Below are 15,625 nucleotides of genomic sequence, written 5' to 3'. Positions count from 1 at the left end.
GCGTTTTGAACGTCATTTTTCGCCGTATCGCTTGCCCCTGTTGCAATTGCGAAATTGGCGCGTAGACCGGCGAGGATGACGCAAACGGACCTCGACGAAGAGCTGCACGATCGCGCCCCCGATGCGCAGGACACGCCGCCCGAGCCCGAACCGGAAGCCCATAAGGATTCGGCCAAGGATTCCGAAAGCCTCGACGAGGACAACCACCTGAAGTCCGACTTCGTGCGCAGCGTCAAGGACGCGCTGCACGAGGACGATTTCGAGCGCGTCTACGACCTTGTCGAGCCGCTCCACCCCGCCGACATCGCCGACCTTTTCGAGCTGTTCGACGAACGCGAACGCCTTGGCCTCGCCCGCGCCATCCGCGACCTGATGAGCGTCGAGGTGATCGCCGAACTCAACGACTGGGTGCGCGAGGCGCTGGTCGAGGCGCTGCCCGCCGACGTCGTTGCCGAGATCGCCGAGCAGCTCGACACCGACGACGCCGTCGCGATGCTGGAAGACCTCGACGAGGAGGACCAGCAGGCCGTCCTCGCCGAGATGGAGCCGGAAGACCGCGCCGCCATCGAATCGGCGCTGTCCTACCCCGAGGAATCCGCCGGCCGTCTGATGAGCCGCGATTTCGTCGCGGTGCCCGAGACGATGACGGTGGGCGATCTCATCGATTTCCTGCGCGAACACCGCGAATTGCCGACCGAGTTCTGGGAAGTGTTCATCGTCGATCCGATGCACCGCCCGATCGGCACCTGTGCGCTCTCGTGGATCCTGCGCACCCCGCGCAACATCCCGCTCTATGACGTGATGGCGCGCGACCAGACGCTGATCCCGGCTGACATGGACCAGGAAGAAGTCGCGCTGCGCTTCCAGAAATACGCGCTGATCTCCGCCGCGGTGGTGGACGAGGCGGGGAGGCTGATCGGGCAGATCACCGTCGACGACATCGTCCACATCATCCAGGAAGAGGCGAGCGAGGACATCCTGCGCCTGTCGGGTGCCGGCGACGGCGACATCAACGAGCCGATCCTCGTCACCGTGCGCACGCGCCTTGCCTGGCTGGTGGTGAACCTCGGCACGGCGATGATCGCCTCCTCGGTGGTCGGGCTGTTCCAGGGGGCGATCGCCCGGTTCGCGATCCTGGCCGTGCTGATGCCGATCGTCTCGGGCATGGGCGGCAATGCGGGGACGCAGACGCTGGCCGTGGTGGTGCGCGCCATCGCCACCAACCAGCTGACCGATTCCAACACCGTGCGCATGATCCTGCGCGAGATCCGCATCGCGCTGACCAACGGCTTCGCGCTCGGCGCGCTGATCGGCACCGGCACCTGGCTGCTGTTCCAGAACCCGCTGCTGGGCGCGGTGATCGCCACCGCCATGGTGGTGAACAACCTGACCGCGGGCCTTGCCGGCATCCTCGTGCCCGTCACGCTCGACCGCTTCCGCATCGACCCGGCGGTCTCCTCCGCCGTGTTCGTGACGACCGCGACCGACACGATGGGCTTCTTCTCGTTCCTTGGCCTGGCGGTGCTGACTGGCCTCGCGTGAGGCGGAAAGGAATTCCGCGCAGCCTCGCGCGGTATTCCTTTCCATCTGCGCACAAACGGCTGTGTCGCGCCACGCCCCGTTGCAGACCTCCCAACCCCGCTCAGGCCGAGCTTGTTGACGCCCCGCCAGCAGAGCGCTGCACGAAGGCCGACCTGTGGATGGTCACGCGCCGCGGGCGGGCTTCGACAAGCTCAGCATGAGCGGGGTTGGGTTAAAATACGGAACGGCAGGAAACGCCCCATTGCTGACGTTGCAATCTGTCGCTCCATCTGCCTACCTAACTCTATGAATATCGCCTCAATTGAGCATCTATGGTCGAGCCTGTGGGCGACGCGCTTTGTCGCCGGGGAGGCTCGCCTGCGGTTCGAGTTGGGCGGCGAAGAGCTCGATAATACCGTCCAGCAAGTTCCTCGTTTTCTTCAAGCCCATCGTCGAGCATCTATTATAACTGACGCGCTGTTCACCGAGACTTGCGTGGCAGTGGTTGCTTGGAATGGGCAAGCGCCATTTCCAGCAGGACTCCCTGACGAAGTGACGGACGGATTTGCTGCCTTGCACACTACGGGGTTTGACAGACCGCTGGTAAGTGAATGGCAAGCAACGCTTTATCCTGATCCAGATGACGAAGCGTATGTATGGACACTGCGCAGCTATGATATCAGTCGGGACAAGTTGGCTCGCGACACTATTCTTTGGCACGCCATTGCCTGCGAGATGGCCATCTATCCGAGTGCTCCGGTCGTAACCTTCCTGCTTGATCCTTTTGAATCTGTGATGCTGCATGTCTACGACGACCGAGGAATGGACGTGATTGCATTTGAGCCAGCCAAGCTTCATGGAATTCACACCGACTTCGCCGATTGGCTTCTCGACCATGACCGTGAACGGATGGAGAAGCTGTTCTAGAACTTATGGCAGCAATCCACCCAAATCAGACCTCCCAGTCCCGCTCAGGCTGAGCCTGTCGAAGCCTCCTGGACTGCGCACTGCCGCTCCATGCTGCGACAAGCTCCGGCAATCCCGCCAGAACCCCACTGGCCAGCGGGCCCCGGCGCTCCTATCTAGCGTCCATGCCGCTGCACATGACCAAGATCGCCTTCTCCGCCGAAAGCCCGGCGGACCTGCGGGCATGGCTGGAAAGCCACGCCGATCTCGGCGAGGCGCGGCTGACCACGCGCTATCTGCCCAAGCGGCAGGAGGAGATGGCCGGGGGATCGCTTTTCTGGATCTACGAGCATGCGCTGATCGGCCGCTCGCCCATTCTCGGCTTCGAGCAGCGCGAGGACGGGCGCTGGTGGATCCGCCTGGCGCCCGTGCTGATCCCGGTCGTCACCCAGCCCAAGCGCGCCCATCAGGGCTGGCGTTATCTGGCCGACAAGGACGCCCCGCGCGATCTGGGCGAAGGCGAAAGCGCCGGGGAGGCGATGCCCCCTGCCCTCGCCCGCGAACTGGCGAAACTGGGGCTGGTATAGCGCACAAGGAAAAGGCCGGAAGCGGTTGCCCGCCCCCGGCCCGGTTCCTCGAAAAGCCCTGCCCGAAGGTCAGAACGGCAGCTTGTAGAAACGCGCTGCGTTGTCCTGCAGGACCTTCTTCTTGATGGCGTAGTCGTAGCCGCCCAGCACGTCCTTGATGTGCGCCTGCACGCCCGGATAGAGCGAGGTGGGGTGCGGGAAGTCGGTCTCGAACATCACATTGTCGACGCCGATGGTTTCCAGCAACTGCTTGGGCGCGATCTTCTCGAACCAGAAGGTGCACATGAAGTGATCGCGGAAGTAGTCCCAGGGCTGCTTCTTGAGCACGTTGCGCTTGCTGGGCAGCATTTCCTGGAACTGGTGCTCCAGCGCCTCGACGGCGAAGGGAATCCAGCCCATGCCGCTCTCGATCAGGCCGATCTTGAGGTTCGGGTGGCGGTCCAGACGGCCCGAGACCATCCAGTTGCCCAGCGTCGCCGCGTTGCCGATCGAGAACATCGTCGCCACCACCGAGAGCGTCTGCTCGAACTGGAAACCTTCCCAGGTCAGCGTGTTCGGATCGATCGCGGCATTGAGGTGGAAGTTGAGCGAGATGCCCTCGGCATCGATCATCTCGAGGAACGGCGTCCAGTAGTCATGGTTGAAGCTGGGCACGCCGACACGCTCGGGCGTATCGGGCAGCACGAAACCGCGCAGGCCCATGTCGATGCAGCGGCGGGCTTCCTTTTCCATCTCCGCCTTGTCCCAGAACGGCAGGTGCGCCATCGGGAACAGCCGCTCGCCCGATTCACGCTGCCAGTCGGCATTGAAATCGTTGTAGATCTTCATGATCTGCACGGCGAGATCGTTGTTGCCCAGCGTCATCAGCATGCCCGCCTGGGTGATGCCCGAGTTCTGGAAGCAGATCTGCGCATAGACGCCCATGTCGTCCATCGCCTGAAGGCGCGGGGCGATCTCGTGGCCGCCGGCGTGGGCTTCTTCCAGCGTCGGGAAGGCAAGGCGGCCGAGCAGCTTGTTGTTGTCCTTGCGGATGACGTTGCCGCCCAGCGTGCCGCAGTTGCGATCGCCGATATACCAGCGATCCACCCCGTCGGCATCGCGCTTCACGTAAGGCATCTTGTCCTTCATGCCGGCCGGCGCGCGGTCGGTGAAGAGCGTCGGCGGTTCGACGATGTGGGTGTCGGTATCGACGATCTTGATGCCTTCCAGCGACGGATCAAGCCCGCCGGACTGGGTGGCGTAGTCCACCTCGCGGATCACGCCGCCCTTGGTGTAGCCCTCGGCCGACCAGTACTTGCGCGCCGATTCCTTCATTTCCTTGGTGTCGCCATCTGCCATGGCCCTGTCTCCCAAAATGCAATTGGGACTCGTGTCGCAACCTTGGGGGCTGCAATCAATCGATGAGCCCAACGCCGAAGCGATGAATGGGCCCGCGCGCCCTGCGCCGCGATAGGGCGGCCTCGCCGCGCCTTGCCGCGACGGTGCGCTCCGGGCATCCATGGCCCCGGGAGACAACATCATGCCACAAACGCACACGCTCGACGACATCCGCGTGGAATTCGACGCGCCCGGCAATGTACCCAAGGACCGGATCGTCGATCTGTCCTTCGCCATGGGCACCGCACCCAACGATCTGGTGGACCCTTACGAACCGGTGGGCTGGCTGGCGGGCGAGGACATTCCGCGCCTGCTGTTCAACCCGCCCTCGATGCACGGGCTCGGCGCCATCAGCGGCAACCGGCGCGGTTCCTGGGTGGTGACGCACTACGAGGACATCGAGCGCGTCTATTCGGACAACGAGCACTTCTCGAACGCCGGGACCGCCGAATTCCAGCGCCTGATCGGGGAGACGTTCAAGTCCATCCCGCTCGCCATCGATCCGCCGGACCACCAGAAGTACCGGCTCTACCTGATGCCCTACTTCAGCCCGGCGCGCATCACCCGCGACCTCGAACCGCGCATCCGCAAGGTGGTGGACGAGATGATCGGCGCCATCGAGGACAAGGGCGAGGTCGACATGGCCTGGGACTTCGCACGGGTCTATCCGGTGCGGATCTTCATGGGCCTGATGGGCTTCCCGGACGACAAGTTCGACCAGTTCCTCGATTGGGAGTGGGACATCCTCCACTCCGGCAGCCTCGACAAGATGCAGGCGGCGCTGCGCGGCGTGCTCGATTTCCTGCGCGCCTTCATCGCCGAGAAGGAGCAAAACCCCGACGAGCATCTCGTCTCCTCCATCGTCCACGGCCAGATCGAGGGCCGTGCCCTTACCGAGGACGAGAAGATCGGCATGGTCTGGTTCCTGTGGCTGGGCGGGCTCGATACCGTGGCGGCCACCATCGCCCAGATGTTCCGCCGCCTCGCGCTCCAGCCGGACCTGCAGAAACGGCTGCGCGACCATCCCGAACTCATCAACTCGGCGGTCGAGGAGTTCCTGCGCACCCAGCCGATCCTCTCCTCCTCGCGCACGGCGAAGAAGGACTTCGAGTGGCACGGGATCGCGGTGAAGCAGGGCGATTCGTTCTCCTGCCTCAACCCTGCCGGCAACTTCGACCCCGCCCGCTTCGAAAACCCGCGCGAGTTCGATCCGGAGCGCAAGGCGAACCGCCACTTCACCTTCGTCGGCGGCGTGCACATCTGCCTCGGCGCGCATCTGGCGCGGCGCGAACTGCGGGTGCTGCTGGAGCAGTGGTTCGAACGGATCCCACCGTTCCGGGTCAAGCCGGAAGCGGATACCACCGTATTTCCGGGGCTGCTTTCGATCCGCAATCTGCCGATCGTCTGGGATGTGAAGTAAGTAAGAGGAAAGCAGGGGAGCATAGCCCCCCTGCCCCCCCATTACCGTCTAGGTCGTAAACTCATAAACGGCACCATCGAGGTTTGAGGCAAAATGGCTCAGCGGCAGGAGGGAAGGCGCTGGAATATGTCGATATTTCAAGACTTCCCGACGCAGCGCTGGGCCATTTTGGTCAAATCCCGCAGGGACACCCAAATGGCTTCCATCTCGAACCGAAGCTGCCTTGGACGGGCAACCAGCCCGCCCGGCGGCAACTTCGGCCCGAGCTGTTCGCCATTTGGGCGCCTCGATGGTGCCGTTTATGAGTTTACGACCTAGGTCACGCGGGCCAACGCCGTTGCGCGCCCATGGCTGCGTCGGGAAACTTATTGGCTGCGCCGCAAGGGGCGCGCTACGGATAGGCAGGGCGCGACGAAGACGTTCCGAGGGTCTGGGGGATCATCCCCCCAGAACTTCCTCTTTCCCTCAAATCCTGGCCTGAGCCAGCTTCGGGCTCAGCAGGTGCACCACCGCCAGCGCCAGCAGATAGGCACTCGCGCAAATCGCGAAGAGCAGTTGATAGCTGTGCGTCGCATCGAGGATGTAGCCCGCGAACAGCGCCATCCCCATGCCACCGAACGCGCCCACGGTGCCGCCGATGCCCACTACCGAGCCCACCGCCCCGCGCGGGAACGTGTCCGAAGGCAGCGTGTAGAGATTGGCCGAGAACGCCTGATGCGCCGCCGTCGCCAGGCCGATGATCAGCACTGCCCCCCAGACGCTGTCGATCGACTGCGCGAACCAGATCGGCAGCACGCAGAGCGCGCTGATCAGCATCGTCACCTTGCGGGCGAAGTTGGGCGTGCGGCCCGCCTTGAGCAGCCTGGAGGAGAGCCAGCCGCCGCCGACGCTGCCAAGGTCGGAGATCAGGTAGATCGCGGCGAGCGGCAGGCCGAAAGTCTTGAGGTCGAGATCGTAGCGCTCGAACAGATAGCCGGGCAGCCAGAACAGGAAGAACCACCAGATCGGGTCGATCAGGAACTTGCCCAGCGCATAGGCCCAGGTTTCCCTGACCGTCAGCAGCCGCATCCAGCCGATCTTCTCGACCGGATCGGCCGGGTCCTGCTGGATCCAGGCCAGTTCCGCCGCCGAGACGCGCCCGTGCTTGATCGGGTGGCGGTACATCACCCACCAGGCGGCCAGCCAGGCGATGCCGAACAGGCCGGTGACAAAGAAGGCGGCCCGCCAGTCGAACCACAGCACCAGCAGCGGCACCAGCAGCGGGGTGATGATCGCGCCGACGTTGGCCCCGGCGTTGAACAGGCCGATGGCGAAAGCGCGTTCCTTCTGGGGGAACCAGTCGGTGACGGCACGGATGCCGGCCGGGAAGTTGCCCGATTCGCCGATGCCGAGGCCGAAGCGCGCCGCCGCGAAGCTGGCGACACCGGTGGCAAAGCCGTGCGCCATGTGGCTGACGGTCCAGATGACGATGGCGACGGTATAGCCCAGCCTTGCCCCCAGCACGTCGACGATCTTGCCGAACGAGAGATAGCCGATCGCGTAGGCGAGCTGGAACCAGAAGACGATGCCGGCAAAATCGCTTTCGGTCCAGCCGAACTCACCCGCCAGCGTGGGCTTCAGCACGCCGATCATCTGGCGGTCGATGTAGTTGACCGCGGTTGCCGCGAAAAGCAGCGAGACCACGACCCAGCGGTAACGCCCGACCTTTACCGGCGCGGCGGGCACGCTGGACCCGGCCTCGTTCCCGATCCCGTCCGCCACGCTTGTGGTGCCTGCATCCATTTCCCTGCTCCCTTGTCCGGCGGCCCTTTTAGGCCTGCCGGATCGTCATGTCTGTTCAGGCGGGCACCGCCGCCGCGATGGTGCAGCACACCGTGCCGTGCTGCGCGAAGGAGGCCGCCACCGACTGTCCCGGAGAGACCGGATGCACACCCGTCACCGCCCCGGTGGACACCCATGTGCCCGCACTGCAATCGATGCCGCGCGCCGAGAGGTTGGCGAGCAGGAACCGCACCGCGCCCAGCGGACCGTCGAGCATCGTCGCGGTCGTCGCCTCGCCCGCGGTCTCGCCGTCGATCTCGAGGCGCACGGTGATCGTGTTGAAATCGGCGCTCTGCCAGCCCTCGAGGACCGGGCCGATCACCATGCCGGCGTTGTTGCCGAAGTCGGACACGGTAACGGGCGGACCGTCGGCGTTGATGCCGGGATAAGGCGAGCTGGCGATTTCGAGGCCGATATGGACGGCATCCAGCACCGCCAGCGTGCCCGCGTCATCGCCCGGCACTTCACCGTTCCAGCCCGCCGCGACATGGAGCAGGAACTCCGCCTCGGCCGCGGCAAAACCCTCGGCAAAGACCGGCATCGCCGGCACTTCGCCCGAAGGCGCATCGACCACGCTGTCCGCGAAGATCGGCCCGGACAGGCGATTGGCGCCAAGCCGCGCATCGTCGGGACCGTTGATCCGGCCGACCTTCCAGCCAGCCACTTCGCGCCCGTCCAGTTCCAGCGCCAGGTTCTGGATCGCATAAGCGGCGTCGAGATCGGAAGGCGCCTCGCCGGGATAGCTGGCCAGAGCGCGCTTTTCGCGCCGCGCCGCCACGAATGCCCCTGCGATCGATTTCGCCTGTTCGGTCAAACTCATCCCCTTGTACCCCGTGTCTTGTTGTTCGTATCGCTATAGGAAACCGGTGTCATAAGCAAATCCAATTAGACGCCGTCAGCCCGATCAAAGGGTTACGCCCCTTTTCCAGACGGCAATGGCGCGCTGGCCGCCGCGCTCGGAAGCAGTGCGTTCACCGCTGGCAAAGGCCAGGATTCGGGCCAGAAATGCCGCGTCGGCAGCCTCCTGCCCCTCATCCAGCGCGATCGAGGCGTCAAAGTCGATCCAGTGCGGCTTCGATTCGGCGAGCGTGCGGTTGGAGGCCACCTTGATCGTCGGCACCGGGAAACCCAGCGGCGTGCCTCGCCCGGTGGTGAACAGCACCAGAGTGGCGCCCGAGGCCGCCAGCGCGGTGGAGGACACCGCATCGTTGCCCGGCGCTTCCATCAGGGTGAGGCCGGGCACGCTCGCCTGCCCGCCATAATCGATCACGTCCGAGAGCGGCGCATGGCCCGCCTTCTGCACCGCGCCGAGCGACTTTTCCTCCAGCGTGGTGATGCCGCCCGCAAGGTTACCCGGCGAGGGATTTTCCGAAACCGGCAGCCCCTGATCGAGGTAATAGCGCTTGAACCGGTTCACCAGCCCCGCCGCCGCCTCGAACACCTCGCGCGAGCTGGAGCGGTCCAGCAGGGCCTGTTCGGCCCCGAAAATCTCCGGGATTTCCGTAAGGATCGCCTTGCCGCCAGCGCGCGCCATCGTCTCCGACAGGCGCCCCAGCAAAGGGTTGGCGGTAAGGCCGGAGAACCCGTCCGACCCGCCGCACTTGAGGCCGATGGTCAGCGCCGACAGCGGCTGCTGCGTCCGCTCGGCCCTGGCCGCTTCGGCCACCAGTTCGTCAACCAGCTTGCCCGCTTCCACGATCTCGTTGCCCGCGCTCTGGCTGGAAAGCAGGCGCAGTTTCGCACGCGCCCAGACCGGCACCGCCTCCACCAGGGCATCGAGCTGGTTCGATTCGCAGCCGAGCCCCAGCAGCAGCACACCCGCCGCATTGGGGCTGGCCGCCAGTCCCGCCAGCACCGCGCGGGTGCCGTCGAGGTCGTCCCCCAGTTGCGAGCAGCCGTGCGGGTGCGCAAAGGCGTGGATACCGTCGATCCGGCCCGCCGCGATCAGATCGGCATGGCGCGCCTGCGCCTCGCGTGCGACCTGTTCGGCGGTCATGCCGACGCAGCCTACGGTGGGCAGGATCCAGATCTCGTTACGCGTCGCCGCGCGCCCGTCGGCGCGCCGATAACCCCGCCATGTGGGCATCTCCGCCCCCTCTTCCGCCTGCACTTGCGCCGCGCCGAGGTGCGGCGAATAGGCCAGTTCGCCAGCGAGAGCGGTCGCGAGATTGTGCGTGTGGACATGGTCGCCCGCGGCGATGGCACGGGTCGCCCGGCCGATCGGCTGGCCGTACTTCACCACCGGCGCGCCCTCGGCAATATCGTGCAGCGCGAACTTGTGCCCGCGCGCCACGTCGCCGGTCAGGACCACGCCTTCCGCCTGCTCTCCGGCGGCGAGCGGACGCAGCGCCACGGCCACATCGTCGGCGGCGTGAATACGAATGGAGGGAGGAATTGCCTGTGTCATCGCTGGCCCGTTTATCCGGGCTTCCCTGTTTTGGAAACCGGTGTCATCTTGCCTTTGCAACGATCAGAAGGCAAGTCGGTCCCGACAGCGCCTCTTGAGAACAGACGGGCGAGAGGCCAGAGGGGCGAGAATGCCGAAAGAATCCAAGTCAGACGCCCCTGCCGCCGGGATTCCCACGGCCAAGCCCACGATCAACGATGTCGCGCGCATTTCCGGCGTCTCGAAAAAGACCGTCAGCCGCGTCATCAACAAGTCGCCGCTGCTGGGCCAGGCCACGCGCGAGAAGGTGGAGGCGGTGATCGCGGAACTGGGCTTCGTGCCCAATCTCCAGGCCCGCGCGCTCGCACTGCGGCGCAATTTCCTGATCGGCCTGATCCACGACAACCCGAACGCGCAGATGGTGCTGGGGGTGCAGGAAGGCATCCTGCAGACGATCCGCGACACCGAATTCGCGCTGGTGGTGCGCCCGGTGGACCGCCATTCGCCCAGGCTGCTGGACGATATCCGCCACTTCATCGAACAGCAGCGGCTCTACGGCGTACTGCTGCTGCCACCGATTTCCGAGAACGACGAACTGGCCGCGCTCTGCCGCGAACTGGGCTGCACGCTGGTGCGCATGGGCTCGGCCGAACTCGACAACGAGGCGCATCTGGTGGCCTCGAACGACCGGCAAGCGGTACGTGACGCCGTGGCCTGGCTCGCCAGTCTCGGCCACAAGCGTATCGGCTTCATCGCCGGCCCCGCCGGCTTCCGCTCCGCCTACGAGCGCGAACAGGGCTTTGCCGAAGGCCTCGCCGAAGCCGGGCTCGCCCCCGACCCGGCACTGGCGACACGGGGGGACTACAAGTTCGAATCGGGCTACGAGGCCGGACAGCGCCTGCTCGACGCCTCGCCGCGCCCTACCGCGGTGTTCTCCAGCAACGACGAGATGGCCGCCGGCCTGCTCCACGCCGCGCGCGAACGCGGGATCGACGTGCCCGCCCAGCTTTCGATCATCGGCTTCGACGATACCGCCATCGCCGCGCATATCTGGCCGCCGCTGACCACCGTGCGCTGGCCGATCGTGCCGATGGCCGCCGCCGCCGCGCATAAATTGATCGAACCCGGCGATGCCCTGTCGCGGCAGGCGCTGTTCCTGTCCGATCTGGTGCGCCGCGCCTCGGTGGCCCCTCCCGAAGCGAACTGAGGGAAACAGCGCCGACCGTCGGTCCTTGCACTTTACCCACCATTGACACCGGTTACCAAAGCCGGATATGACTTGACCATAAATGTAATAATGTCCCACTATACGGGACCGAATTCCAATGGGAGAGAGCCCCGTGTTCTGCAAGACCTACCACGCCACCCATCCCGACATGATGGAGTGCGTCTCCAACGAGGAACTGCGCGATCGCTACCTCGTCACCGGCATGTTCGAGGACGGCAAGGTCCAGCTCAACTATTCGCACAACGAGCGCTTCGTGATCGGCGGCGCGGTGCCCTCGCAAGGCCCGCTCAAGCTGCCCGCGCAGACCGTTCCCAAGAGCGCGGAAGGCAAGCCCTTCCTCGAACGCCGCGAAGCCGGCATCACCAACATCGGCGGCCCCGGCGCGATCACGGTCGACGGCCAGCGATTTGAAGTCGGCAACAAGGAATGCCTCTACGTGCCGATGGGTTCGGACGAGGTGATCTTCGAGGGCGAAACCGCGCGGTTCTACATCGCCTCTGTGCCCGCGCATAAGGCCTGCCCGATCAAGCTGATCACGCTGGCCGAAGCCAACCCGCTGGCGCGCGGCGATCTGGCCAATTCGAACCAGCGCACGATCTACCAGCTGGTCATCCCCGGCGTCTGCGAAAGCGCGCAGCTGCTGCTGGGCCTGACCGTGCTGGAAGAAGGTTCGGTGTGGAACACCATGCCCCCGCACCTCCACGACCGCCGCAGCGAGATCTACCTCTACTTCGAACTGCCCGAAGAGAACGACCGCATCTTCCACTACATGGGCGAGCCCGACCAGATGCGCCACATCGTGATCGCCAACGAAGAGGCGGTGATCAGCCCGCCGTGGTCGATCCACATGGGTTCGGGCACCAAGAAGTACGCGTTCATCTGGGCCATGGGCGGGGAAAACCTCGACTATACCGACATGAACGTCCTCGACATCTGCCAGCTCCAGTAAGGGAGCGACAGCAGATGGCGATTTCCTTCAGCCTCGAAGGCAAGGCCGCGCTCGTGACCGGTGCGAACACCGGGATCGGGCAGGCCATTGCCGTGGCGCTTGCTCAGGCGGGCGCCGACGTGGCCCTCGCGGGCCGCAGCGAACCGACCGAAACCCTCGCCCTGATCGCGGCGACCGGGCGCAGGTGCGTGAACATCAAGGCCGACCTCTCCTCGATCGAGCCCGTGCAGCGGGTAATCGACGAGGCGGTGGCCGGGCTCGGCAAAGTCGATATTCTCGTCAACAATGCCGGGATCATCCGCCGCGACGACCTGCTCCAGTTCTCCGAAGAGGACTGGGACGCGGTGATGGACACCAACCTCAAGACCCTGTTCTTCCTCAGCCAGGCGGCAGCGAAGGGCATGGTGGAGCGCGGAACCGGAAAGATCGTCAACATCGCCTCGCTGCTCACCTTCCAGGGCGGCATCCGCGTACCCAGCTATGCGGCGGCGAAGTCGGGCGTGGGCGGCGTGACCAAGGCCATGGCCAACGAGCTTGCCGCCAAGGGCGTGCAGGTAAACGCCATCGCCCCGGGCTACATTGCCACCAACAACACCGCGGCCCTGCAAGGCGACGAGACGCGCAACCGCCAGATCCTGGAGCGCATCCCGACCGGCCGCTGGGGCGACCCCAAGGACATCGCCGGGGCCGCCGTGTTCCTCGCCTCGCCCGCTTCCGACTACGTCACCGGCCATGTGCTGGCGGTTGACGGCGGCTGGCTGGCACGCTGAAAACGAGCCCCATGACCGGACATGTAACCTGCTTCGGCGAAGTGCTGCTGCGCTTCGCCACCCCTTCCCACCGCCTGATGGTTCAGTGCGATGCGCTGGACATGGTGGTGGGCGGGGCCGAGGCCAATGTCGCCTCCGGCCTTGCCTCGCTGGGCCATGGCGTGCGCATGGTCACGCGGCTGCCCGCCAGTCCGCTGGGCGACAAGGCCCGCTCGGCCCTGGCGGCGGCAGGCGTGGACACGCGCCATGTCGCCACCGGCACGGGCCGCATGGGGCTCTATTTCCTCGAAAGCGGCGCGGGCCTGCGCCCTTCCGCAATCACCTACGACCGCGCCGGCAGCACCTTTGCGACCAGCGCGCCGCAGGACTTCGACTTTGGCGCCGCGCTTGACGGCGCCCGGCTGCTGCACTTGTCCGGCATTACCCCGGCGCTTGGCCCCGGCGGCGTCACGCTGGCCAAGGCGGCGGTGCGCGCGGCGCAGGAGGCCGGCGTGCCGATCTGCTTCGACGGCAATTACCGCGCGCTGCTCTGGGAAAGCTGGGACAGCAATCCGCGCGAAGTGCTGACCGAACTGGTCTCCGCCGCGACGGTAATGATCGGCAACCACCGCGACATCTCGCTGCTGCTCGGCCAGACGTTCTCCGGCGATGGCGAGGACCGTCGGCGCGAGGCGGCCGAGGCGGCCTTTGCCGCTTTCCCCAATCTCCAGATCATCGGCTCGACCGCACGGCAGGTCGTCAACGCCGCCCACCACCGCATCGCCGCGCGGATCGACGGACGCGAGGGCGGATTCCAGACCGACGAGGTCGAAGTGACGCAGATCGTCGACCGCATCGGCACCGGAGACGCCTTTGCGGCGGGCGTGCTGCACGGCTGGCTGAACGGCGCGGATATTCAAAGAATGGCGCAGGCCGGGCTGGCCTATACGGTGCTGAAGCACTCGCTGCCCGGAGACATGTGCCTGATCGGACAGGGAGAACTCGATGCCTTTTCCGCTTCAGGAGGCGACGTCCGGCGCTGAAACCACCCGGCGCGCGGTACTGGCGGGCGGGGCTGTCGCGCTCGCCGCCGGGGCCGCGCCGGTGCTTGCCACGCCGCCGCAAATGGCCGTCGCGGGCCGGTGCCGCGGCGTGGTCGAAAACGGCATCTGCCAGTTCCTCGGTATCCGCTATGGCCGCGCGGCACGCTTCGCACGCGCCGTGGCCGAACCATTCGGCGGAGCGCCGCTGGAAGCCCTGCGCTTCGGCCCGATCTGCCCGCAGCGCGGGCTGGACGACCAGCCGCAGTCCGAAGACTGCCTGTTCCTCAACGTCTGGACACCCGAGGCAAACCCCGCCGCCCGGCGCGCGGTCATGGTCTATTTCCACGGCGGCGCCTACACCACCGGCTCGGTCACCGATCCGCTCACCCACGGCGCGAAGCTGGCGGCGGGCGGCGACGTGGTGGTCGTCACCGTCAATCACCGGCTCAATGCGCTGGGGTACGCGTGGCTCAAACCCTTCGGCGCCAAGTACGCGGACAGCGGCAATCTCGGCCAGCTCGACCTGATCCTCGCGCTGCAATGGGTGCGTGCGCATATCGCCGCGTTCGGCGGCGATCCGGCGCGGGTCATGGTGTTCGGCCAGTCCGGCGGCGGCGCCAAGATCGCCACGCTCATGGCCATGCCCGCCGCCAGGGGCCTGTTCCACGCCGCCGCGACAATGAGCGGGCAGCAGGTGCAGGCCAGCGGACCGATGCACGCCTGGGCGCGCACGCAGGCGCTGATGGCGGCGCTCGGGCTCTCCCCCGGCGATGTAGAGGCCTTGCGCACGATGCCCGTGGAGCGCCTGACCGCCGCGCTCGACACCACCGATCCGGTGATGGGCAGCGGCCCGGTCTACTTCGGCCCGGTGCTGGACATGACCAACCTGCCGCGCCACCCGTTCTGGCCCGACGCCGCGCCGCAGTCGCTCTCGGTGCCGATGATTCTCGGCAATGTGCACGATGAGACCCGCGCCTTCCTCGATCCGCGTGGGCCCAAGCTGAAAGGCCTCGACTGGAGCAATGTCGCCGCGCGCATGGGCCGCGAGGTGAAGATCGATCTCGACCCGCAATGGGTGATCGACCAGTACCGTGCCCGCGAACCGGGCTGGAGCGTTGAGCAGGTCTATTATGCGGCGACCACGGCGGGCCGCTCCTGGCCCGGACAGGTGATCGAGGCGGACGAACGCGCCAAGGCGGGCGCGGCGGCGACCTGGGTCTATCAGCTTGATCGCCCCTCACCCCTCGATCCGCTGCGCGGTGCGGCGCATACGGACGACATTCCCTACGTGTTCGGCACGCTCGATGCGAAAGGCAGCTTTTCCGGCACCGATGCGGCGGCGCAGGCGCTGAGCACGGCGATGATGGGGGCGTTCACCGGCCTTGCGAAAACCGGGCGACCGGGGATCGCGGACTGGGCCGCCTATACGCTGCCCCAGCGCGCGACGATGGTGTTCGGGGACACGGTGCGCGTGGAGGCCGATCCGCGCGGGTGGCAGCGGGAGCTTTGGGCCACGGCGCCTTACGTCCAGCCGGGAACTTGAAGGCAACGGTTGTTACATTACCCTCCGTCGCCCCCGCGAAGGCGGGGGTCCCGCTTTTCTTTGCGACGTGGCGGCCGCGCGCACCGTTCAAGAAG

13 protein-coding genes are annotated in these 15,625 nt (G+C 66.0%); 9 read left to right on the top strand and 4 right to left on the bottom strand.

Annotated features, from left to right (window positions below; all coding sequences use genetic code 11):
- The first annotated feature begins 75 nt into the window (after positions 1–75).
- The 3 genes from mgtE (at position 76) to CA833_RS10530 (ending at position 3,014) form a co-directional block, all read left to right on the top strand.
- Positions 76–1,542: a magnesium transporter gene (gene mgtE, locus CA833_RS10540; RefSeq protein ID WP_207077995.1), complete on the top strand. Its 1,467-nt coding sequence runs from the start codon at positions 76–78 to the stop codon at positions 1,540–1,542.
- Positions 1,543–1,827: 285 nt separating this feature from the next.
- A complete protein-coding gene (locus CA833_RS10535; protein WP_207077994.1) occupies positions 1,828–2,448 on the top strand; it encodes a DUF3885 domain-containing protein in 621 nt (206 codons plus the stop codon).
- Between the two features lie 164 nt (positions 2,449–2,612).
- Positions 2,613–3,014 (top strand): DUF1489 family protein, encoded by a 402-nt coding sequence (locus tag CA833_RS10530; RefSeq protein ID WP_142635516.1) that lies wholly within the window; start codon positions 2,613–2,615, stop codon positions 3,012–3,014.
- A 69-nt stretch (positions 3,015–3,083) separates the two neighbouring features.
- Here the strand turns inward: CA833_RS10530 and CA833_RS10525 are convergent, their stop codons facing one another.
- On the bottom strand, positions 3,084–4,352 hold the full coding sequence (locus CA833_RS10525) for an amidohydrolase family protein (RefSeq protein ID WP_207077993.1): 1,269 nt from the start codon (positions 4,350–4,352) through the stop codon (positions 3,084–3,086).
- Between the two features lie 181 nt (positions 4,353–4,533).
- Here CA833_RS10525 and CA833_RS10520 point away from each other — a divergent pair, with 181 nt between their 5' ends.
- A complete protein-coding gene (locus CA833_RS10520; protein WP_207077992.1) occupies positions 4,534–5,811 on the top strand; it encodes a cytochrome P450 in 1,278 nt (425 codons plus the stop codon).
- Positions 5,812–6,276: 465 nt separating this feature from the next.
- Here CA833_RS10520 and CA833_RS10515 read toward each other — a convergent pair whose 3' ends face one another.
- From CA833_RS10515 to CA833_RS10505, 3 genes are all read right to left on the bottom strand, one after another.
- Positions 6,277–7,593, bottom strand: a complete 1,317-nt coding sequence (locus CA833_RS10515) for an MFS transporter (protein ID WP_207077991.1) — start codon at positions 7,591–7,593, stop codon at positions 6,277–6,279.
- Positions 7,594–7,648: 55 nt separating this feature from the next.
- Positions 7,649–8,452: a 2-keto-4-pentenoate hydratase gene (locus tag CA833_RS10510; RefSeq protein WP_370584497.1), complete on the bottom strand. Its 804-nt coding sequence runs from the start codon at positions 8,450–8,452 to the stop codon at positions 7,649–7,651.
- An 84-nt stretch (positions 8,453–8,536) separates the two neighbouring features.
- Positions 8,537–10,039 carry a UxaA family hydrolase gene (locus tag CA833_RS10505; protein ID WP_207077990.1) on the bottom strand — a complete coding sequence of 501 codons (1,503 nt, stop codon included), beginning with the start codon at positions 10,037–10,039 and terminating at the stop codon, positions 8,537–8,539.
- 130 nt (positions 10,040–10,169) lie between these two features.
- Between CA833_RS10505 and CA833_RS10500 the strand changes: the two genes are divergently transcribed.
- From CA833_RS10500 to CA833_RS10480, 5 genes are all read left to right on the top strand, one after another.
- Positions 10,170–11,225, top strand: coding sequence for a LacI family DNA-binding transcriptional regulator (locus CA833_RS10500; RefSeq protein WP_207077989.1), 1,056 nt, complete (start codon positions 10,170–10,172; stop codon positions 11,223–11,225).
- A gap of 133 nt (positions 11,226–11,358) precedes the next feature.
- Positions 11,359–12,195: a 5-dehydro-4-deoxy-D-glucuronate isomerase gene (gene kduI, locus CA833_RS10495; protein ID WP_142635528.1), complete on the top strand. Its 837-nt coding sequence runs from the start codon at positions 11,359–11,361 to the stop codon at positions 12,193–12,195.
- Between the two features lie 14 nt (positions 12,196–12,209).
- Entirely contained in the window at positions 12,210–12,965 is a 756-nt protein-coding gene (gene kduD, locus CA833_RS10490; protein WP_207077988.1) for a 2-dehydro-3-deoxy-D-gluconate 5-dehydrogenase KduD, read from the top strand.
- A gap of 11 nt (positions 12,966–12,976) precedes the next feature.
- Positions 12,977–13,987, top strand: a complete 1,011-nt coding sequence (locus CA833_RS10485; RefSeq protein WP_207077987.1) for a sugar kinase — start codon at positions 12,977–12,979, stop codon at positions 13,985–13,987.
- A complete protein-coding gene (locus tag CA833_RS10480; RefSeq protein WP_207077986.1) occupies positions 13,950–15,530 on the top strand; it encodes a carboxylesterase/lipase family protein in 1,581 nt (526 codons plus the stop codon). Before CA833_RS10485 ends, CA833_RS10480 begins: the two co-directional genes overlap by 38 nt.
- Positions 15,531–15,625 lie beyond the last annotated feature (95 nt).

It is taken from the genome of Novosphingobium sp. KA1 (genome assembly GCF_017309955.1).
Classification (GTDB): Bacteria; Pseudomonadota; Alphaproteobacteria; order Sphingomonadales; family Sphingomonadaceae; genus Novosphingobium.
This window is presented reverse-complemented; position numbering and strand designations above follow the sequence as displayed.